Origin of the sequence: Microtetraspora niveoalba (assembly GCF_001570405.1) — a bacterium.
GTDB lineage: Bacteria > Actinomycetota > Actinomycetes > Streptosporangiales > Streptosporangiaceae > Microtetraspora > Microtetraspora niveoalba.
In genome coordinates, this window is record NZ_BBYM01000034.1 from 1 (window position 1) to 19893 (window position 19893).

At 72.4% G+C, this 19893-nt stretch carries 13 protein-coding genes; 7 read left to right on the top strand and 6 right to left on the bottom strand.

Going from position 1 to position 19893, the window contains the following annotated elements:
• The first annotated feature begins 198 nt into the window (after positions 1-198).
• Positions 199-1623 carry a hypothetical protein gene (locus AWQ70_RS29120; RefSeq protein WP_157530566.1) on the top strand — a complete coding sequence of 475 codons (1425 nt, stop codon included), beginning with the start codon at positions 199-201 and terminating at the stop codon, positions 1621-1623.
• Between the two features lie 193 nt (positions 1624-1816).
• Complete coding sequence (locus AWQ70_RS29125) at positions 1817-3427, top strand: NYN domain-containing protein (RefSeq protein ID WP_067182936.1); 1611 nt, start codon at positions 1817-1819, stop codon at positions 3425-3427.
• A 284-nt stretch (positions 3428-3711) separates the two neighbouring features.
• Here AWQ70_RS29125 and AWQ70_RS29135 read toward each other — a convergent pair whose 3' ends face one another.
• Positions 3712-4344, bottom strand: a complete 633-nt coding sequence (locus AWQ70_RS29135) for a response regulator (protein ID WP_067182942.1) — start codon at positions 4342-4344, stop codon at positions 3712-3714.
• 3 nt (positions 4345-4347) lie between these two features.
• Complete coding sequence (locus tag AWQ70_RS29140) at positions 4348-8523, bottom strand: HAMP domain-containing protein (RefSeq protein ID WP_067182946.1); 4176 nt, start codon at positions 8521-8523, stop codon at positions 4348-4350.
• A gap of 245 nt (positions 8524-8768) precedes the next feature.
• On the opposite strand from AWQ70_RS29140, the gene AWQ70_RS29145 reads away from it, so the two are divergent.
• The gene (locus tag AWQ70_RS29145) at positions 8769-10211 is read left to right on the top strand and encodes a SpoIIE family protein phosphatase (RefSeq protein WP_084517941.1); all 1443 of its coding nucleotides are present in this window, start codon (positions 8769-8771) and stop codon (positions 10209-10211) included.
• Here AWQ70_RS29145 and AWQ70_RS29150 read toward each other — a convergent pair.
• On the bottom strand, positions 10186-11901 hold the full coding sequence (locus AWQ70_RS29150; RefSeq protein ID WP_067182952.1) for a S9 family peptidase: 1716 nt from the start codon (positions 11899-11901) through the stop codon (positions 10186-10188). The two genes, AWQ70_RS29145 and AWQ70_RS29150, sit on opposite strands and share 26 nt — an antisense overlap.
• 174 nt (positions 11902-12075) lie before the next feature.
• A complete protein-coding gene (locus AWQ70_RS29155; RefSeq protein ID WP_067182955.1) occupies positions 12076-12900 on the bottom strand; it encodes a putative RNA methyltransferase in 825 nt (274 codons plus the stop codon).
• A gap of 67 nt (positions 12901-12967) precedes the next feature.
• On the opposite strand from AWQ70_RS29155, the gene AWQ70_RS29160 reads away from it, so the two are divergent.
• Complete coding sequence (locus AWQ70_RS29160; protein WP_067182959.1) at positions 12968-13711, top strand: MBL fold metallo-hydrolase; 744 nt, start codon at positions 12968-12970, stop codon at positions 13709-13711.
• A 176-nt stretch (positions 13712-13887) separates the two neighbouring features.
• Entirely contained in the window at positions 13888-14763 is an 876-nt protein-coding gene (locus tag AWQ70_RS39365; protein WP_067182962.1) for a TolB family protein, read from the top strand.
• Positions 14764-14988: 225 nt separating this feature from the next.
• Here the strand turns inward: AWQ70_RS39365 and AWQ70_RS29170 are convergent, their stop codons facing one another.
• A complete protein-coding gene (locus AWQ70_RS29170; RefSeq protein WP_067182965.1) occupies positions 14989-17250 on the bottom strand; it encodes an MMPL family transporter in 2262 nt (753 codons plus the stop codon).
• A 265-nt stretch (positions 17251-17515) separates the two neighbouring features.
• On the opposite strand from AWQ70_RS29170, the gene AWQ70_RS29175 reads away from it, so the two are divergent.
• The gene (locus AWQ70_RS29175) at positions 17516-18004 is read left to right on the top strand and encodes an NUDIX domain-containing protein (RefSeq protein ID WP_218004705.1); all 489 of its coding nucleotides are present in this window, start codon (positions 17516-17518) and stop codon (positions 18002-18004) included.
• Between the two features lie 83 nt (positions 18005-18087).
• On the top strand, positions 18088-18315 hold the full coding sequence (locus AWQ70_RS29180; protein WP_067182969.1) for a hypothetical protein: 228 nt from the start codon (positions 18088-18090) through the stop codon (positions 18313-18315).
• Positions 18316-18449: 134 nt separating this feature from the next.
• Here the strand turns inward: AWQ70_RS29180 and AWQ70_RS29185 are convergent, their stop codons facing one another.
• Positions 18450-19892 (bottom strand): rhamnulokinase, encoded by a 1443-nt coding sequence (locus AWQ70_RS29185; RefSeq protein WP_067182972.1) that lies wholly within the window; start codon positions 19890-19892, stop codon positions 18450-18452.
• Position 19893 lies beyond the last annotated feature (1 nt).

The window sequence follows — 19893 nt, forward strand, 5'->3', positions numbered from 1 at the left end:
GCCGAAGGCGGCCGCGGCGCCGGTGACGGGGCCGCCGGCGGGACCGGTGACGGCGGTGACGGCGTCGACGGCAGGCAGCCCGGGTCATCCCCCGCTTCATCCCCGGCCGCGCCGTCGCCGCCGGTGTCCGTTCCGTCGGCGCCCTCCTCACTCACGCCGTTCTCGCCGAAGGCGTCGCCCGCGCGACCTTCGGCCGGCGTGTCCCCCTCGGCCCCGCCGACGGGTACCGCGCCGCCGCGACCGGGCGGCGCGGAGGCGGAGGCGACCCCCGAGCCGCCCGCCGAGCGGCCGGTCCTGACCAGGAAGCGGGCACAGGCGCCCCTCCCCAGGGCGGCCACGCTCGCCGCGACCGTCGAGCCGGTCGGCTCGCTCGTGCGCGCCCGGCGCGGCATCGTCGCCGTACGGCTGCGCAACACGGGGACCGCCGCCTCCCAGGAGATCGAGGCCGCCGTGGACCTGCCCGAGGGGGTCGTCCCGGCGGCGGGCGCCGCGCGCAAGGGACGCTCGGCGGGCGCGCCGGAGACGGCGGGCGGCTGGGCGTGCCGTACGAGCGGGAGGAGCGTGCGGTGCGCGCACGGCGGGCTCGGCGCCGGGCAGGTCACCTCGCTCTTCCTGCCGGTGAGCGTGGCCCGGGACGCCCCGGAGGATCGCGGCCCCACAGTTCACGTACAGGCGGGGACGCTCCGGGCGGTGGCGACGTCGGCCAAGGGGGTCCGCGCTTCGGGCGCCACCGCGCGGTTCGCCGCTGACGGGCACGTGACCGGCCGGGCGATCGGCGGCGACCTGCTGGCCTGCCTCCCGAAGAAGCCGGCCTGCGCGGAGAAGGTCCTCGTCGACCGTGACACGGACCCTTCGACGCGCGGTTCCGGCTCCGCCCGCCTCACACTGCCGAGTGGGGCCCGGGTGCTCTGGGCCGGGCTGTACTGGTCGTCCGGCAGGGAGGGGACGTCCCCCGCCGGGGACATCCGGGTCAGGTCGCCGCGCTCGGGGCGCTACGTGACGGTGCACGCCACCGAGCTGACCCGGCGCTCGCTTCCTTCGGGGGCTGGTTATCTCGCCTTCGCCGACGTGACGAGCCTCGTCCGCGGCGGTGGCCCGAACGGCGTGTGGTGGGTGGCGGACGCGTCCGTCGGGACCGGTGCCGCGGGCTCCGGGGCGACGTCCACGCCCTCTCCGGCCGCCGAGTCCTCCCCGGCCGCGAAGTCCGCCCGGGCCGCCAGGTCCTCTTCGGCCGCCGGGGCGACCGGCGCCGCCACTCATGCCGAGCCCGCCGCCTCGGCGAGGACGGCCGCCGCCCGTTCCACCCGTTACACACGTTCCGCTTCACAAGCCGGGTGGACGCTGGTCGTGGTCGCCTCCGACCCGCGCCAGCCGTACGGGCAGGCGGCGGTGCTGGAGACGGCGTCGCTGCTCCGGGGCGGGCGCCCGCTGAACGTCGCGCTCGACGGACTGGCGGCCGGCGGACGGCAGGCCCGGCTGGAGGTCATGACCTGGCCCGGGAAGGCCGGGCCTCGTCGCGACTCCGTGACGCTGCGTGGCTCCAGACCGGTGCTCAACATCCTGACCAGGAACGACGCGCTGCTCTTCGGGGTGGCGGCGATCAGCGTTCCGGCCCTGCGATAGTGCCTGATCCATAACGAAATGGGGGGCAGGCAAGACCAGGACAAACTGGTACGGTCTCCGTGAACGTACGGCATCGGGGCTGGGGCGCACGAGACCCCCATCGTGTCGGCGGGGCCTGAATCGTGCCGATTCACCCTCGTCGCTTCACCGGCTTGATTACCCTGAGATGGCCACGTTGGAAGGGCGGTGTCGCGTGGATCGCTGCGCGTTGTTCGTTGACGCCGGCTACCTGCTGGCGGACGGCGCGCTCGCCGCGCACGGAACCCGTCACCGAGAGTCCGTCTCCTGGGACTATCCCGGACTCCTCCAACTGCTGACCGGCCTGTCCAAGGACCGCACCGGCCTCCCGCTGCTCCGCTGCTATTGGTACGAGGCGACGGTCGAAGGCCGCAGGACGAACGATCACGACGTGCTGGCCGACATCCCCGGGCTCAAGCTTCGCCTCGCCCGGATGCGGCCCGGTCGCCGCGAGGGCGTCGACGCGCAGGTGCATCGCGACCTGATGACGCTGGCGCGCAACAACGCCGTCTGCGACGCGGTGGTGGTCAGCGGCGACGAGGACCTGGCCCAGGTCGTCAGTGACGCGCAGGACCTCGGCATCCGGGTGACCGTCGTCCACATCGCCGTCGAGGGCGGGTGGGCGATCTCCCGCGCCCTGCGCCAGGAGTGCGACGACCTCATCGAGATCGGCGGCGCCCAGCTCATGCCGTACGCCACCCCGAACGCGGGCGCCGACGCGGCCCCCGCGCAGGCCAACGGGCAGCAGCCGGCCCTGAACGGTCAGTCCCGGCACAACGGCTCCGGGCAGCTCGCCGGGGCGGCTACCGGCAACGGCGCGCTGAGCGGCTCCGCGAACGGCGCGTTCGCGCTCGGCGGCGGTCTGAACGGAGCCTCCGGCGGAGGCGTCCCGACGGCCGGCGCTCCGGGCACCGCCGCTTCGGGTGTCGGTGCTTCGGGGGTCGGTGCTCCGGGTGCGGATGCTTCCGGCTCCGGTCCTTCGGGGGCCGGCGCCTCGGGTACCGGTTTTTCGCCGGGCGGTGCGTCCGGTGGCGGCAGCGTCACGCCGGCCTCGTCTCCCGCCCCCTTCTCGTCGCCCTTCTCAGGAGCCGCGCACGCCCGTCCGGCCCAGCCGGCGCTTCCCGCGTACTCGGCCTATCCGGTGGAGCCGCAGCCCGGGCAGCTTCCCGCGCCGTCGCCCATCCCGGCCCCGGCCACGTCGCCCGCCTCGTCGCCGGGCACCTCTCAGACGCCTCCACAGGTCCAGAGCCCGGCACCGGGTTCGCCCCCCGCCTCACCGCCGGCGCACGGCTCGTCCCCGGTGCAGATCTCCTCGCTCGCTCCGATCTCGCCGCCGCCGCTTCCCGCGCCCCTCTCGCCGCCGCCCGGGCAGGTGTCGCCCATACCGGGCGTCTCTCCCGCGCAGAGCCACCAGTCCGAGAGCTCGGGGAACTATTCCGGGGCGTCCGCGGGCGCCTATCCGGCACCGGGCCCGATGCCGCTCGGGCCGTACACGGGGCCGCAGCCCACGCAGTCGCCGTCGCACAGCGCGGGCCCCACCACGACGCTCGCGGAGTCGGTGCAGTCGGCGCACAAGGAGGGGTTCGACTTCGGCGAGTCGGTCGCCCGTGACGCCCCCGTCCTGTGGCTGGAGGCGGTCCTGGCCCGCAAGCCGCGGATGCCCTCCGACCTGGAGGCCCGGCTCCTCCAGGGCTCGTCCCTCCCGATCGACTTCCTCCTCCACGAGGAGGTCCGCCAGGCCCTCCGCCGCGGCTTCTGGGATGCGCTGGAGCGGGCGCGACGCTGAGCCGACCGACGAGCGAGCGGGCGACGGAGGAGTCCCGAGCGAGGACGGAGGCCAGCGGCTTCGGGCGTCTGCTCCCGCCGAGCGGAGCGAGGCTGTCGGGCACTGTGCGGGCGCGACGCTGAGCCGACCGACGAGCGAGCGGGCGACGGAGGAGTCCCGCGCGAGGACGGAGGCCGGCGGCTTCGGGCGTCTGCTCCCGCCGAGCGGAGTGAGGTTGTCGGGCACTGTGCGGGCGCGACGCTGAGCAGGTCGGCGGGCGGATGTCGGGCGGGCGCGGTGTCGGGTCAGGAGAGGGCGTCGAAACCGGCCCTGAGGCGGCCGACGCGTTCGGCGAGGTCGGCCACGGGGCCGGTGAGGTGGGTGTCGCCGGACTTCCCGACCAGTTCGCGTACGCGGGTCAGCTCCTCCTCGACGGCGTCGAGCCGGCGTGACAGTTCGGGCAGCACCTCGGCCTGGTCGGCGCCGTTGGTTTCGGACAGCTCGGAGTTCAGCCGCTCGCGCAGTAGCGACGCCTGTTCGGCGAGCCGCCGGTTCATGTTGTACAGCTCGACGAAGACGGCGACCTTGGCCCGCAGCACCCAGGGGTCGAAGGGCTTGGTGAGGTAGTCGACCGCTCCGGCGGCGTAGCCGCGGAAGGCGTAGTCGGGGGCGCTGTCCACGACGGTCAGGAAGATGATCGGGATGTTGCGGGTGCGCTCGCGCCGCTTGATGTGGGCGGCGGTCTCGAAGCCGTCCATCCCGGGCATGCGGACGTCGAGGAGGATGAGCGCGAACTCGTTGCCGAGCAGGGCCTTCAGCGCCTCCTCACCCGACCTGGCCCGGATGGGGATCAGGTCGAGCGAGCTGAGGATCGCCTCCAGCGCGATCAGGTTCTCTTCGCGGTCGTCGACAAGGAGGATCTTGGCGCGGTCCGGCATCGATCAGGTTCCTTCGCGGTTTTCGGAGGTCGCCTCACGGCCGCGCATCAGCCAGCCGCGCAGGCGCTCGAGCAGCCGGTCGACGTCCACCGGCTTGGGCACGTAGTCGGAGGCTCCGGAGGCGATGCTCTTCTCCCTGTCGCCGCGCATCACCTTCGCGGTCAGCGCGATGATGGGCAGGTCGGCGAACTGGGGCATCTGCCGGATGGCCGAGGTGGTGGCCCATCCGTCCATCTCCGGCATCATGATGTCCATCAGGACGAGGGCGACGTCCTCGTTGCGTTCGAGCTGCTCGATGCCCTCGCGGCCGTTCTCGGCGTACACGACGGTCGAGCCGTGCCGTTCCAGCACGCTGGTGAGCGCGAAGACGTTGCGGATGTCGTCGTCCACGATCAGGATCTTGGCCCCGCTGAGCGGGTCTTCGCCCTGCCAGTCGTGGCCGTTGCTGACCGGCGCGAGCTGGGACACCGGCAGGTCGGTCGGCAGCGGGATCTCGGGCAGGACCTCGTCCCGCTCGGTCTCGGGGGCCTCGCGGACCAGTTCCTCGCTGTGCGCGCCGGTGGCCGTGGCGCCGCCGTCGCGGGCCGCGAGCGGGCCGGAGTACGCGATGGGGAGGAAGAGGGTGAACGTGCTGCCCTTGCCCGGCTCACTGTCGACGTGGATCTCGCCGCCGAGGAGGCGGGCGATCTCGCGGCAGATGGACAGGCCGAGCCCGGTGCCGCCGTACTTGCGGCTGGTGGTGCCGTCGGCCTGGTGGAACGCCTCGAAGATCACTTCGAGCTTGTCGGGCGCGATGCCGATGCCGGAGTCGATCACTGAGAAGGCGAGGATGTTGTCCGACGCCTGGAGCGTCTCGTCGACGTACGGCACGTGCGCGGGGGCGGGGCTGACCTTGAGCTTGACCTCGCCCTTGGGCGTGAACTTGATCGCGTTGGAGAGCAGGTTGCGCAGGACCTGCTGCATCCGCTGCTCGTCGGTGCGCAGCTCGCCGGGCACGGTGGGGTCGACCTCGACCGAGAACGCGAGCCCCTTGTCCTGGGCGAGGGGCGAGAACGTGGCCTCCATGTAGTCGACCAGCCGGGGCAGCGAGAGCTGCTGCGGGTGGATGTCCATGCGGCCGGCCTCGACCTTGGACAGGTCGAGGATGTCGTTGATGAGCTGGAGCAGGGACGAGCCGGCGCCGTGGATGGTCCGGGCGAACTCGACCTGCTGCGGTGTGAGGTTGCCCTCGGCGTTCTCCGTGAGGAGCTTGGCCAGCACGAGCAGGCTGTGCAGCGGGGTGCGCAGCTCGTGCGACATGTTGGCGAGGAACTCGGACTTGTAGCGCGAGGAGACGGCGAGCTGCTCCGCCCGCTCCTCCAGCGTGCGCCGGGCCTGCTCGATCTGGAAGTTCTGGATCTCGATGGCGCGGTTCTGCTTGGCCAGCAGCGCGGCCTTGTCCTCCAGCTCGGCGTTGGACCTGCGCAGCTCCTCCTGCTGGCGCTGCAGCTCGTCGGAGCGCTCCTGCAGCTCGATCGCGAGGCGCTGGGACTCCTTGAGCAGGTCCTCGGTGCGGGAGTTCGCGATGATCGTGTTGATCGTCACGCCGATGGTCTCGACGAGCTGGGTCAGGAAGGCGAGGTGCACCTCGCTGAACTGGTTGAACGACGCCATCTCCAGGACGCCGAGCACCTGGCTCTCGAAGAGGATCGGCAGGACCACGATCTGGGCCGGGGTGGACCTGCTGAGCCCGGTCTCGATCGTGATGTAGTCGGCGGGGACGTTCTCCAGGATGATCTGCTGGGTCTCCAGGGCCGCCTGGCCGACGATGCCCTCGCCGAGGGCGAACCGGTGCCGGGGGCTGGGCCCGGGCTGGATGCCGTACCCGGCGATCAGGGTGAGCTCGCCGTCCACCATGAGGTAGCAGGCGCCGTGGCTGGCGGACACGAGCGGCGTCAGCTCGCTCATGATCAGCCTGGCGACCTCGATCAGGTCGCGGTGGCCCTGCATGAGGCGGGAGATCCTGGCCAGGTTGGACTTGAGCCAGTCCTGCTCCTGGTTGGCCTTCGTGGTGAGCCGCAGATTGCCCACCATCGTGTTGATGTTGTCCTTGAGGTCGGCCAGCTCGCCCTCGGCCTCCGCAGTGATCGACTGGGTGAGGTCGCCCCTGGCGACCGCGCTGGTCACGGCGGCGATCGCGCGCACCTGCGTGGTGAGGCGGCCGGCCAGCTCGTTCACGTTCTCGGTGAGGCCCTTCCAGATGCCTTCGACGCCCTCGACCCGGGCCTGGCCGCCGAGCCGGCCCTCGGAGCCGACCTCGCGGGCGACGCGGGTCACCTCGGAGGCGAACGAGGAGAGCTGGTCCACCATCGTGTTGATCGTCGTCTTGAGCGCCAGGATCTCGCCCTGGGCGTCCACGTCGATCTTGCGGGTGAGGTCGCCGTTCGCGACGGCGGTGGTCACCTCGGCGATGTCGCGCACCTGGTATGTCAGGTTGTTCGCCATCGAGTTGACGTTGTCGGTGAGATCCTTCCAGACGCCGGAGACGCCGAGGACGCGGGCCTGGCCGCCGAGGCGGCCTTCGGTGCCGACCTCGCGGGCGACGCGGGTGACCTCGTCGGCGAAGGCGGAGAGCTGGTCCACCATCGTGTTCATCGTGTCCTTGAGTTCAAGGATCTCGCCCTGGGCGTCGACGGTGATCTTCTTGGAGAGGTTGCCCTGGGCGACGGCGGTGGAGACGGCGGCGATCTGGCGGACCTGCGAGGTGAGGTTGTTCGCCATGAAGTTGACGTTGTCGGTGAGGTCCTTCCAGACGCCGGAGACGCCGCGGACCTGGGCCTGGCCGCCGAGGCGGCCTTCGGTGCCGACCTCGCGGGCGACGCGGGTGACCTCGTCGGCGAACGAGGAGAGCTGGTCCACCATCGTGTTCATGGTGCTCTTCAGCTCGAGGATCTCGCCCTGGGCGTCGACGTCGATCTTGCGGGTGAGGTCGCCGTTCGCGACGGCGGTGGTCACCTGGGCGATGTTCCGCACCTGGTAGGTGAGGTTCTTGGCCATCGAGTTGACGTTGTCGGTGAGGTCCTTCCAGACGCCGGAGACGCCCTTGACCTCGGCGCGGCCGCCGAGGCGGCCTTCGGTGCCGACCTCGCGGGCGACGCGGGTGACCTCGTCGGCGAAGGCGGAGAGCTGGTCCACCATCGTGTTGAGGGTGTCCTTGAGCTCGAGGATCTCGCCCTGGGCGTCGACGGTGATCTTCTTGGAGAGGTTGCCCTGGGCGACGGCGGTGGAGACGGCGGCGATCTGGCGGACCTGCGAGGTGAGGTTGTTCGCCATGAAGTTGACGTTGTCGGTGAGGTCCTTCCAGACGCCGGAGACGCCGCGGACCTGGGCCTGGCCGCCGAGGCGGCCTTCGGTGCCGACCTCGCGGGCGACCCGCGTGACCTCCTCCGCGAAGGCCGAGAGCTGGTCCACCATCGTGTTCACGGTGTTCTTCAGCTCGAACATCTCGCCGACCGCGTCGACGGTGACCTTGCGGCTCAGGTCGCCCCTGGCCACCGCGGTGGTGACGACGGCGATGTCGCGGACCTGCGCCGAGACGCGGCCGGACATCGTGTTCACGGCCTCGGTCAGGTCGCGCCAGCTCCCCGACATGCCGCGCACGTTGGCCCGGCCGCCGAGCTTGCCCTCGGTGCCGACGTCCCTGGTGACCCGCGTCACCTCGGAGGTGAAGAGCGCGAGCTGGTCCACCATGCCGTTGACGGCCTTGCCGAGCCGCCGCACCTCGCCGCGCGCCGCGCGTGAGATGTCGATGCGCCGGGAGAGGTCGCCCTTGGCGACGGCGTCGATCACGTCGGCCACGTCGCTGACCGGGGTGACCAGCGCGTCGATCAGGTCGTTGGTGGCCTCCACGCTCTCGGCCCACTGACCGGTGCCCGGCCCGGGCATCAGCCGCTCGGAGAACTGGCCCTCGCGCACGATCTCGCGCCGTACGCGGGTCAACTCGTTCGCCAGGTGCTCCCGGCGGTCGGCGACCTCGTTGAGGAGGAGACGAATCTCACTGAGGATCCCAGGGGGCGCGTGCGGCACCCGTCGGCGGAAGTCGCCGTCCCGCCACGAGTTGAGCGTGTCGAGCAACGGCCTCAGGTCGGCTTCGGCGTAGCAGATCTCAGATCCTGCCGCCTCACCGTTGGCACGCGACATCGAGCCTCCTTCCCCTGCGGGATTTCCCGGCCCGCGGGCACGCTGAAACAGCGTCGTGCCGGGCACGAACCTCATGCCAGTCTGTCACGTTCCGTGGCATGTAGTCGTCTGCTTGTTTGACGAGGGTCAGGTGGAAGTGTGATAACACGGAATCGGTGACAACTACCCCACGTGCCGTGCTCGCCGCGTCTTTCGCGCCGGGCGACGAAGCCGTACCAGCCGCGAGGCGGTTCACGCGTGAAGTGATGACCGCGTGGGCCGCCATGTCCGTGAGCCACGACGCCGAGCGGCTCGCCGGCGACCTGGTCCATGAGGCGGGCGACGGCCCGTTCGAGGTCATGTGGGTCCACCACGGCGACTCCGTGCAGGTGGAGGTACGTGAGAAGGGCGACGCCGAGGGGCTCGCCCCGCCCACGAACGCCATCTCCTGGGGGATCACGTTCAGCGGCTCCACCCGCACCCGCTGGGCCAGGATCGACCTCCCCGGCGGCGTCGGCCGTACGAGCGACGAGTGGGTGGGCGAGCCGATGCACGGGCCGGGCTGGCTCGGGTTCCTCGCGGACGCCAGCGACCTGCTCGCCGGGACGCTCGACCCCGACATGGTGCCGGCGATCATCGCGCAGATCGTGGTGCCGAGGCTGGCGAGCTGGTGCGCCGTCTACACCATGGAGCACGGCTCGGGCGAGGTGGTCCCGGCCTATCTCTGGCACGCCGACGAGACCCAGATCGACGCGCTGCGCGATGAGCTCGCCGAGATCGTGATGCCGCCGGGCGAGGGGCCGGCCGTGCTGCACGTGGGCGAGTGGCAGGCGCTGGCGTTCCCGCTGACCGCGCGGGGGCGGCGGCTCGGCGTTATGTGCCTGGGCCGCAGCGACCGTTTCCCCGACGAGGTGATGCAGCTCGCCGAGGACCTCTGCCGCCGGGCCGCCCTCGCGATGGACAACGCCCGGCTGTACGCGCAGCAGGCGGCGGCGAACCTGGCGCTCCAGCGCAGCCTCCTGCCGCCCGAGGAGCCGCACACGCCCGGCCTCGACTCGCACGTCATCTACGAGCCGGCCGGGGAGACCAACGAGGTCGGCGGGGACTTCTACGACCTGTTCCCGGTGGGCGACGGCGTCTGGCGCTTCGCGATCGGCGACGTCTGCGGCACCGGCCCCGTGGCGGCCGCGGTCACCGGCCTCGCCCGGCACACCCTCCGGCTGCTCGCCCGGGAGGGGTACGGCGTCGCCGCCGTGGTCGCCCGGCTCAACCAGGCGATCCTGGAGGAGGGCGACCGGGCCAGGTTCCTGACGCTGCTGCACGGGGAGATCACGCGCACGGAGGGCGGGCTCGACATCAGCCTGGTGTCGGCCGGGCACCCCGAGGCGCTCCGGCTGCGGCCGAGCGGGGTGGTCGAGGCGGTGGCGTCGCCGCAGTCCCTGCTCGGCGTCTTCCCCGAGGCCGAGTTCCACGAGGAGAGCGTGCGGCTGGAGTCCGGCGACGTGCTGCTCGGGGTCACCGACGGGGTGACCGAGCGGCGGTGCGGCTCGCGGCTGCTCGACGACGACGGCGGGCTGGCCAAGCTGCTGACCGAGTGCGTGGACCTGTCGGCGCGGGCGGTGGCCGAGCGGATCCGCCGTGCCTGCCAGGATTTCGCGCCGGAGCCGAGCGCCGACGACCTGGCTATTCTCGTTCTGCGAGCGCCCTGATCGCGAAATCGATCTGGAGTGACATCCTGCGGATGCGTTCCGCCACCACCAGGGTGCCGTGCCCGGCGTCGTACCGGTGGACGTGGACGTGGTGGCCGCGCCGGGCCAGGGCGTCGAGATAGCCGTCGATCTGGCGCATCGGGCAGCGGGGGTCGTTCTCCCCGGCGATGACCAGCAGCGGCGCCTGCACCAGGTCGGCGTACGTGATGGGGGAGGAGGCGGCGTAGCGCTCGGGCAGTTCCTCGGGCGGGCCGCCGAGCAGCGCCCGGTGGTGGGCGCGCAGCCGCTCCGCCTCGTCCTCGTACGCGGCCGCGTGGTCGGCGATGGGTGTGGTGGCGATGCCCGCGGCCCAGATCTTCGGCTGGGTGCCGACGCCGAGCAGCGTGAGATAGCCGCCCCACGAGGCGCCGGCGAGGACGAGCCGCTCGGGGTCGACGAGGCCGCGGGCGACCGCCCATTCGCGTACGGCGGTTACGTCGGCCAGCTCGATGTGCCCGACGTCGCCGTGCAGGGCGTCGCGCCAGGCAGAGCCGTACCCGGTGGAGCCGCGGTAGTTGACCCGGATCACGGCGAACCCGCCGTCCACCCAGGCGGCGACGGCGGGCTCGAAGGCGTCGCCGTCCCGCGAGGCCGGCCCTCCGTGCAGGAGGAACACCGCGGGGTACGGCGGGGCGCCGGTCTCGGGCCGGGAGATCAACGTGTGGACGCGCCCGCCGGGCCCCTCGACGTCGGCGTCCTCGACGGGCACCGAGGCGGGGGCGGCGCGACCCGGGTTCATCACCACGTGGCCGTTGCTCGACCTGATCACGGGCGGCTGGGACGCGCTCGACCACGCGTACTCGACGCTGCCGTCGGGGCGCGGGGCCGCCGCTTCGATGACGCCGCGCGGGGTGTCGATGGGGGTGAGCCCGCCGCCGGTCAGGTCGTATCTCAGCAGCTCGGTGCGGCCGCGGTGGTCGTGGACGATGAGCAGGGCGCGGCCGTCGTCGTACCAGGCGGCGTCGATGTCCCCGGGGACGCGGAGCCAGATCTCGCGCTGCTCGCCGGTCAGCGGGTCCCAGACCAGCGGCTCGCGCCGGCCGCGCCGTTCGTGCAGGACGAGCAGCCGGCGGTCGCCGAGCCCCGGGGCGAACGCGATGCCGGTCACGCCCCTGCCGGGGCCGTCGTCCAGCTCGCCGGCCGTGCGGCCGTTCGCCCTGAGCACGCGAAGGGCGGGGTGGCGGGAGTCGCCGTGCTCGCTGTGCTCGATCGCGACGAGCGAGCCGTCGAGGGACATCGCGGCGACGGAGGCATACTCGCCGTGCTCGTAGAGGGTGACCGGGTCCTCCTGGTCGTGGACGAGCAGGACCTGGAAGCCGTCGCGGCCGGACCGGCCGATCGCGGCGCTGCCCGCCACGGAGAGCCCGAGCCCGCCGGGGTGGCCGGGCGGCGCGTTGACGGGGATGTCGGGGCCGCCGGAGAAGCGCTGGCGCATCCACCGGCCGTGCTCGTCGCCCAGGGTGTCGGCGAACCACCAGATCCACTGGCCGGTGGGGTCGATGGCGGCGTGCGCGGTGCCGCCGGGACGGTCGGTGACCTGGCGGGTGCGGCCGGTCGAGCGGTCCCAGGCGTGGATCTCCCAGGCGCCGGAGGCGTCGCTGCGGTAGACCGAGCGGTGGGGCGCCCGCCGGGCCCACATCGGCAGGGTCATGCGTGGCGCCCGGAATCTGGCCTGCCAGCGCTCCTCGGCTTTCACGCGGCCTCCCCTGGATTCGGTGCCGGTGGGATCGCGTCAAGTATGTCCCGCGAATCTGCGGAATCGCCGGAGAACCCGAGGAAGAAAAAGCGGAATTTCCGGCGATATGCCCCTTTGGTATCAGGGGTATCAGCAGGCCCGGGGCACCCAGGTGGTGATCTGGAAGGAGGCGGTCACCCGTACCGGATCGGGCAGGGCGCGGACGCGGTCGGCGAGCGTGCCGGGGTCGGTGTGCCAGGCGCTCGGCCCCATCCCCACCACGGCCTCGACCGCCGGGTGGCCGAGATCGAGCGCGACCTCGACCGCGTCGAGGCCGGTCCGGGCGAACCGGCCGCCGAGCGCCTCCTCCAGCCGCCGTTCCTTGTCCTCGTCCACCGACAGCAGGCCGAGTCGCTCCACCAGGGGGCGCAGATGCCTGGCGGCCGGCGTGACCACCACCAGCGTCCCCCCGGGCCGCAGCACCCGGGCGAACTCGGCGGGGTTGCGCGGCGCGAACACGTTGAGGAGCACGTCCACGCTCACGTCGCGTACCGGGAGCGGGCGCCAGACGTCCGCCACGACGGCGCCGACGCGGGGGTGCGCCCGCGCGGCCCGCTTGATCGCGTGCCGGGAGATGTCGAGGGCGATCCCGGCGGCGCCCTCGGGGAGGGCACGGGCCAGGTAGTAGCCGGTGCCGGCCCCCGCGTCCGCGACGACGGCGGCGTCCGCGCAGAGCCGGGCGAGGCGGTCGGCGAGCGGCGCGTAGTGCCCGGCGGCGAGGAAGTCGGCGCGGGCGGCCACCATCGCCGGGGTGTCGGCCGTGCCGGGGGCCGCCGACCCGGTCAGCAGGCTGACGTATCCCTGCCGCGCGACGTCGAAGCTGTGCCCGCGCCCGCATCGCACCGCGCCCCCGGCCCGCGCCAGCCCTTCGCGGCAGACCGGGCAGATCAGGAGGTCGATCACGTCGGCGAGCATGGGTCCCATCATCCCGCGCCGCCGGTACGCGCGACGATCGGGCTGTTTCGTCCCTATCGTGTGGGCCATGCCGCATGAGATGAGGATCGTGTCCGGTGTCGAGGTCGTCCCGCTGTGCGACGCCGTCGGGCCGATGGGGACGCACATCCGCAAACCACTGCCCGAGATGTTCCCCGGAGGGTCGTTCGAGGAGGGAGAGGGGTGGATCCTGCACTTCCACTGCTACCTGCTGCGGGCGGCGGGCCGTACCGTCCTGGTGGACACGGGGATCGGCGGGACCGGATCGCCGGCGGCGAGCTGGGCGCCGGTGCCGGGGCGGCTGCCCGAGGAGCTGGCCGCCGTCGGCGTCGCACCGGAGGACGTGGACCTGGTCGTCCTCACCCACCTGCACAGCGACCACGCGAGCGGGTGCGTCGGCGGTGACGGCCCCGCGTTCCCCAACGCGCGCCATGCCGTACAGCGGGCCGATCTGGACTGGGCGCGCGGGCCGATGCTCGACCAGGTCGTCGCGCCGCTGCGCGACATGCTCCAGATCCTCGACGGAACGACGGAGCTGCTCCCGGGGATCACCGCCGTCCACACGCCGGGGCACACGCCCGGCCACCAGACGGTCGAGGTGGGCGACCTGGCGCTGAGCGGGGACGTGGTGCTCCACCCGGTGCAGATGCGCGACCCCTCGATCACGTACGTCTACGACGAGGATCCGGAGCTGGCGGTGCGGAGCCGGACGGCCCTTCTCCGCAGGGCCTCGGTGCTGGCCACTGGGCACTTCGCCGACCCCTTCACCCCGGTGCCCGGACCCCGCCCCTGAAGGCCCCTGACGCCCGCGGCGGAGCCCCCGAAGCCGCCGGCGAAGGCCCTGAGGTCGTCGGCGAAAGCCCCGAAGCTACCGGCGAAAAGCCCCCAAAGCGTGATTTTTCCGGACAAGGCGGGATGTGAATTGCGGGTGGGGGCGATGATCCGATAAGCGTTACGGATATGCGAATCATGACGGCTCTGTCCGTGCTGGCCCTCCCCCTCCTCGCGATCCCGGCGCCGGCCCAGGCGGCGGTGAAGCAGGTCGGCGGGGCGACCTTCGTCGGGTACGGGGGATCGGGCGCCAACGTGTACGCGTACCTGCCGGGCAAGGGGTTCACGACGACCAAGGTCGGCGGCAGCGCGTTCCAGTTCTCCGCCGCGCCCGACGGCAAGAAGATCGCCTGGGTCGACGACAAGGGCGGACTGCACGTGACCCAGGGGACGAAGGACACCGTCGTGGCCAAGGGCGCCGTGGCCGGCGTGCCGTGCGCCACCCCGGTCTGGTCGGCCGACTCCACCCGCATCGCGTACGCGATGACCGCCGCCGAGTCGATGGCCCCCATCGCGATCGTCGGCGCCGACGGCAGGAACCGCCGCAAGATCGGCAAGACGTACGGCGTGTGCCACCTCGCCTGGTCGGCGGGCGGCCGCTACCTCGCGGGTTACGCCGGGACGACCGACGGCGTCTTCCTCCTCGACACGACCAACGGGAAGTCGCGGCGCGCGGCGGGGATCAAGCTCGCGAACCACGTCCAGAGCCTGTCACCCGACGGCCGCCGGGTCGTCGTCAACAAGATCGGCGCGAACGCCCCCGGCGGCGACGGCACATGGCCGCTCTCCTTCCGTCCCACGCTGGTGGACACCGTGACGGGCGCGACCATCAAACTGCCGGTCAAGGGCAGCCTCATCGGCGCCCTCTACACGAAGGACGGCCGGCTCGCGGTGCGGGTCAAGGGCGCCAAGAACAACACCATCGCGGTGCTCGACCGGAACCTCAAGGAGATCCAGCGGATCGTCGAGCCCGCCGAGGCCCGCAAGCTCGGCCTGCTCGGCCTGATCCCGTAGGGCGCTGTCCGCAGACGTTCACCGGGACCGGGGGAGCGGAGCGGAAGGCGGCGAGGACCGCACGGGCCTCCGGGCGAAGCGCCGATCCGGCCAAGGTCCGTGGACACCCCACCAGCTTCCGGGCTTTCCAGGCTTTCCAGGCTTTCCAGGCTTTCTGGGTGTCGAGCGACGGCTCGGGCGCGGTGGCCTGCCGGCCTCCGCACCCTGTGCCGCCGTGCCCCGGCGTCAGCCGACCGGGACGGCGACCCGGTCCCGGTCGGGGGCCGGCCGGTCCTCGTCCTCGTCCTCGCCGTGGGAGAGCCGCGGCAGCCACTGGAGCCATCGGGGCAGGTACCAGTTCCAGTCGCCGAGCAGCTTCATCGTCGCGGGCAGCAGCACCGCCCGCACGATCGTGGCGTCGATCAGGACCGCCACCGCCAGGCCGACCCCCAGTTGCATGAACGTCAGCAGCGACAGCGTGGCGAACGTGGCGAACACCGCGACCATGATGAGCGCCGCGCTGGTCACCACGGCGGCCGTGCTCTTGATGCCGTGCGCGACCGCGTCCTCGGTGCGCATGCCCTTGTCGTACGCCTCACGGACCCGGCTCAGGATGAAGACGTGGTAGTCCATCGAGAGCCCGAAGAGGATCACGAACAGGAACAGCGGCAGCCAGTTGGTGATCGTGCCGGTGGAGTGGAAGCCCAGCAGGCTCTCGCCGTACCCCTTCTGGAAGACCAGCACGAGCACGCCGTACGCCGCCGCGACGGACAGCAGGTTGAGCACGATGGCCTTGATCGCGACCACCAGGGAGCGGAACGAGGCCAGCAGCAGCACGAACGCGAACAGCAGCACGAATCCGAACACGAGAGGCAGGCTCCGGCCGAGCCGCTCGTTGAAGTCCATCGACCCCGCCGTGGCACCCGTGACGTGCGCCCCGGGGATGGTCGCGGGGATGACCCGCTCGCGCAGCGTGCGTACGGCGTGCTCGGAGACGGCGTCGGAGCCGGTGCCCTTGATGCCGACGGCGATCCGCGCGACGGTCTTGTCCGGGTTGACCGAGACGGCGAACGGCTCGTTCGCCACGCCGGTCGCGAACGCCCGCTTCTTGAACTCGGCGATCGCCGAGGTCATCTCCGGGGTCGTCACGTCGGCCGCCTTGAGCACGACGACGGCGGGCTCGTTGCCGCCGGGGAAGGCCGCGTCGATCCGCTTGAAGGTCTGCGCGATCGCGTAGTCGCCCTGGAGGTCGTCGATGGTCTGCGGGCCGGTCTTCAGCCCGGCGGCGGGGATCGCCAGCGCCACGAGCAGGCCGCCCGCCAGCAGGGCGGAGATCGCGGGACGGCGCAGCACCGGGCCGAGGACCGCGCCCCAGAAGCGGCTCTCGCCGCCGCGTACGCCGAGGACGCGCCGCCAGGTGACCCGGCCGCGGGTGGCTGCGCGGACCGCCCCGTGGACCACGCGCGCGTCGATCTTGTCGCCGATGAGCGAGAGCAGCGCGGGCAGCACGGTCAGCGAGCCGACCACGGCTGTCAGCACCACGAGGATCGTGCCCTCGGCGAAGCCCATGAAGACGCCGTTGCCGGTGAGGAACATCCCCGCCATGGCGACGATCACCGTGACGCCGGAGACGAGGACGGCCCGGCCCGACGTGGCGGCCGCGATCTCCATGGCCCTGCGCCGGTCGCGGCCCTTCGCCCGCTCCTCCCGCTCGCGCATGATGTAGAAGAGCGAGTAGTCGACGCCGACCGCCAGGCCGATCAGCAGCATCACGTTGGTCGTGGCGTCGTCCACGTGCAGGAGGTGGCTGGTCAGGGCCAGCAGCCCGGTGGCGGAGAAGATCGCCGTCATCGCGAGGGCGACCGGGACCACCGCGGCCAGCAGCGCGCCGAACGCGGCGAGCAGGATGCCCAGGGTGATCGGCAACGACAACTGCTCGGCCCGGACGAAGTCCTTGTCGATCGCCTCGCCGACCAGCTTGTCCGAGCTCGCGCCGCCCGCCTGCTCGATCAGCAGGGCGGGGTGCGCGGAGGCCACCCCGGCCACCGCGTCGAGCACCGGCTGGACCCGGTCCTTGGCCGTGCGGCCCTCACCCTTCATGTCGAACTGGACCAGTGCCGTCCTGCCGTCCTCGGTGACCGGCGACGGCTCCTTGTCGTACGGCGTGCGCACGTGCTCGACCTGGCCGGTGGCCTCGACTGCCTTCTTCACGTCGGCGACGGCGTCGCGGAACCCCTTGTCCCTGACGGTCATCGTGCCGCTCCGCAGGAGGACGACCTCGCTCGCGACGTCCCTGAAACCGGCGCCGTCGAGGATGCGTCCGGCCTCCCGGGAGTCCCCATTTGCGCTCTCGTAGGACTTCATCTTCGCGACGCCCACCGCGTTCCCCACGAGGACCGAGGCGATGACGAACGAGGTCCAGATCAGCAGTGCCCACCATCTGTGGCGGGCGCTCCACCCTCCGATGGACGCGGCGATGTTCCCGCGGCGGCGTTTCGGCGTTTTCACACTTCGACGGTAGGAAACGGTCGGGGCCCCGACCTCGGGCTGGAAGACCAATCCGCGCTACTGCCTGCGGCGGAAGTGAGCGCCGTGCGCCTCCGCCTCGCGATCTAATGGACACCCCTGGGAGCCGCCTCGGGGACACCCTGACCCGGTCCCGAGAAGGGGCGCGCGGCCGTCGGCCCGGGGCCTTGCACCCGGACCTGAGCGCGCCCTGGGCGCCCACGCGGATGCGGCGGTCCGGGAGGGGCCCGGCATAAGCTCGTCCCATGTGCGTCTCCTGCCGTGCGGCCCGCCCATGATCCCGCCCGACGTGTTCTACGCCGGGCTGCACAAGGTGGTCGCCGCCGCCGCCGGCTTCATCACCGATCCCGAGGGCCGGGTGCTGCTGGTCAAGCCGAACTACCGCGACCACTGGGGCTGGCCGGGCGGCCACGTCGACGAGGGCGAGTCGCCGGAGGCGGCCTGCGGGCGCGAGTTGCGTGAGGAACTGGGCCTGAGCCTGCCGGTCGGCCCGCTGCTCGTCGTCAACTGGGTCGATCCGCTCGACGACCGGCCGATCCCGCTGGTCCACTTCCTGTTCGACTGCGGCACGCTGGCGGACGGCGACGGCGTCGTCCTCCAGGAGGAGGAGCTCGACGGCTTCGGCTTCTTCACCGCGCGTGAGGCCGACGCGCTCATGCCGTCCTATCTGTCCGCCCGGCTGCACGCCGCCCAGGCCGCGCGTACGGCGGGGAGCGTCGTCTACCTGTCTCCCTGACCACACGCTGCCCAAAGTCCGATTAGTCCGGTCTGTCGGTGGAATGTCGTTGAAGAACGGTTGACGACGACGGGCGGGAACCTATGAGCGAGCCGGGATACAGGGAGCAACTGGAGCGCGTGGACGCGGATCTGGCGCGGATGCGCCAGGAGGTGGCGGAGATGCGCCGTGAGATCGGCGAGCGCAGCGCCGGCGCCACGGACGCGGCCGAGATGGCCACCGTCTTCACGAACGTCGAGCAGCAGGAAGCGTTGATCGAGGACCTGGAGATCAGGCGCAGGCAACTGCTCCAGCGCCTCGAGAAGGAATGAGCACGTCGATCGCCGGCGACGCGCGGGCGCTGACCGACCATGCGCCGCCGCCGACGGCGTGTCCGCGGAACGCGCGGCGAGCCGATCAGCCTGCGGCGGGGCCGGTCAGGCCGCGGTGGTGCGGCCACTTCCGGTCAGCCCGCTGCGGTGCGGTCGCTTCCGGTCAGCTCGGCGAGACGGGATTCCGCCGCGTCCCACAACCCGCCGTCGCCTCGCGGCTCGTAGGTCACGAGCCGCTCGCTGTGCCGTACGAGAGCGCGGATGTCGCGGACCTCGCCCCGCGCCCTGGCCTGGACCAGCGCGTTGCCGAGCGCGGCGGCCTCCACCGGGCCCGCGACGACGGGAAGGCCGGTGGCGTCGGCGGTCATCTGGCACAGGAGCGCGTTGCGCGCACCGCCGCCGACGACGTGCACGACGTCCGCCTCCTGGCCGCTGAGCCGTACGGCGGCGCGGAGCGTGCGGCGGTAGGCGAGGGCCAGGCCCTCCAGCACGACGCGTACGGCCTCGCCCCGGCCGTCGGGCGGGCGCTGCCCGGTGCGCGCGCATAAGGCGTCGACGCGGCCCGGCATGTCGCCCGGGGGCAGGAACGCCGGGTCGTCCGGGTCGATGACGGCCGCGAACGGCCGGGCCCCGGCGGCGGCGTCGAGCAGGCCGGGCAGGTCGCTCTCGCCCCAGGCGCGCAGGCACTCCTGGAGGATCCACAGGCCCATCACGTTCCGCAGGTAGCGGACGGTGCCGTCCAGGCCGCCCTCGTTGGTGAAGTTGGCGAGCCGGCTCGCCTCGGTGAGGACGGGCCGGGGCAGTTCGAGGCCGACCAGCGACCAGGTGCCGGACGAGATGTAGGCGAACCGGTCGCCGTTCGCCGGAACGGCGGCCACGGCGGAGGCGGTGTCGTGCGAGGCGACCGCGGTGACCGCGGTCGCGACGGGCAGGCCGGTCTCGGCCGCGACGCTCGCGCGGAGCGTACCGGCGGGAGCGCCCGGCGGCCGCAGCTCGGGCAGGATCCGGGACGGGATGCCCAGCCGGGCGGCGAGGTCGTGCGCCCAGGACCGGGCGCGCACGTCGTACAGGCCGGTGGTGGAGGCGTTGGTGACCTCGGCGCCGACGGAGCCGGTCAGCCAGTACGTGAGCAGGTCGGGGATCAGCAGCAGCGTCTCGGCCCGATCGAGGGCCGGGTCGGCGAGGAGCTGGTAGATCGTGTTGAACGGCAGGAACTGGAGGCCGCCGACCTGGTAGAGCGTGGCCGCGCCCAACTCGGCGGAGACGCGCTCCATGATCCCGGCGGTTCGCTCGTCGCGGTAGTGGACGGGGTTGCCGATCAGTCGCCCGGCGTCGAGCAGGCCGTAATCGACCGCCCAGGAGTCGATGCCGATCGAGTCGACCGCCCCGGCCTTCGCCAGCCCGTCGAGCACGCCCCGATAGAGCGCGAGGACATCCCAGTGGAGGGCGCCGCCGGCGCGGACCGGCCGGTTGGGGAAACGGTGCGTCTCGGCGAGGTCGAGCCGGTCGCCGTCGACCCGCACGGTCATCACCCGGCCGCTGGACGCGCCGAGGTCGACTGCCGCGTAAACGCTCATT

Coding starts and splice junctions, on each gene's coding strand:
- AWQ70_RS29135 (WP_067182942.1), bottom strand. CDS start 4,344: ATGCCGGACCGCGCCAAGATCCTCCTTGTCGACGACCGCGAAGAGAAC.
- AWQ70_RS29140 (WP_067182946.1), bottom strand. CDS start 8,523: ATGTCGCGTGCCAACGGTGAGGCGGCAGGATCTGAGATCTGCTACGCC.
- AWQ70_RS29145 (WP_084517941.1), top strand. CDS start 8,769: ATGACCGCGTGGGCCGCCATGTCCGTGAGCCACGACGCCGAGCGGCTC.
- AWQ70_RS29150 (WP_067182952.1), bottom strand. CDS start 11,901: ATGACCCTGCCGATGTGGGCCCGGCGGGCGCCCCACCGCTCGGTCTAC.
- AWQ70_RS29155 (WP_067182955.1), bottom strand. CDS start 12,900: ATGCTCGCCGACGTGATCGACCTCCTGATCTGCCCGGTCTGCCGCGAA.
- AWQ70_RS29160 (WP_067182959.1), top strand. CDS start 12,968: ATGCCGCATGAGATGAGGATCGTGTCCGGTGTCGAGGTCGTCCCGCTG.
- AWQ70_RS39365 (WP_067182962.1), top strand. CDS start 13,888: ATGACGGCTCTGTCCGTGCTGGCCCTCCCCCTCCTCGCGATCCCGGCG.
- AWQ70_RS29180 (WP_067182969.1), top strand. CDS start 18,088: ATGAGCGAGCCGGGATACAGGGAGCAACTGGAGCGCGTGGACGCGGAT.
- AWQ70_RS29185 (WP_067182972.1), bottom strand. CDS start 19,892: ATGAGCGTTTACGCGGCAGTCGACCTCGGCGCGTCCAGCGGCCGGGTG.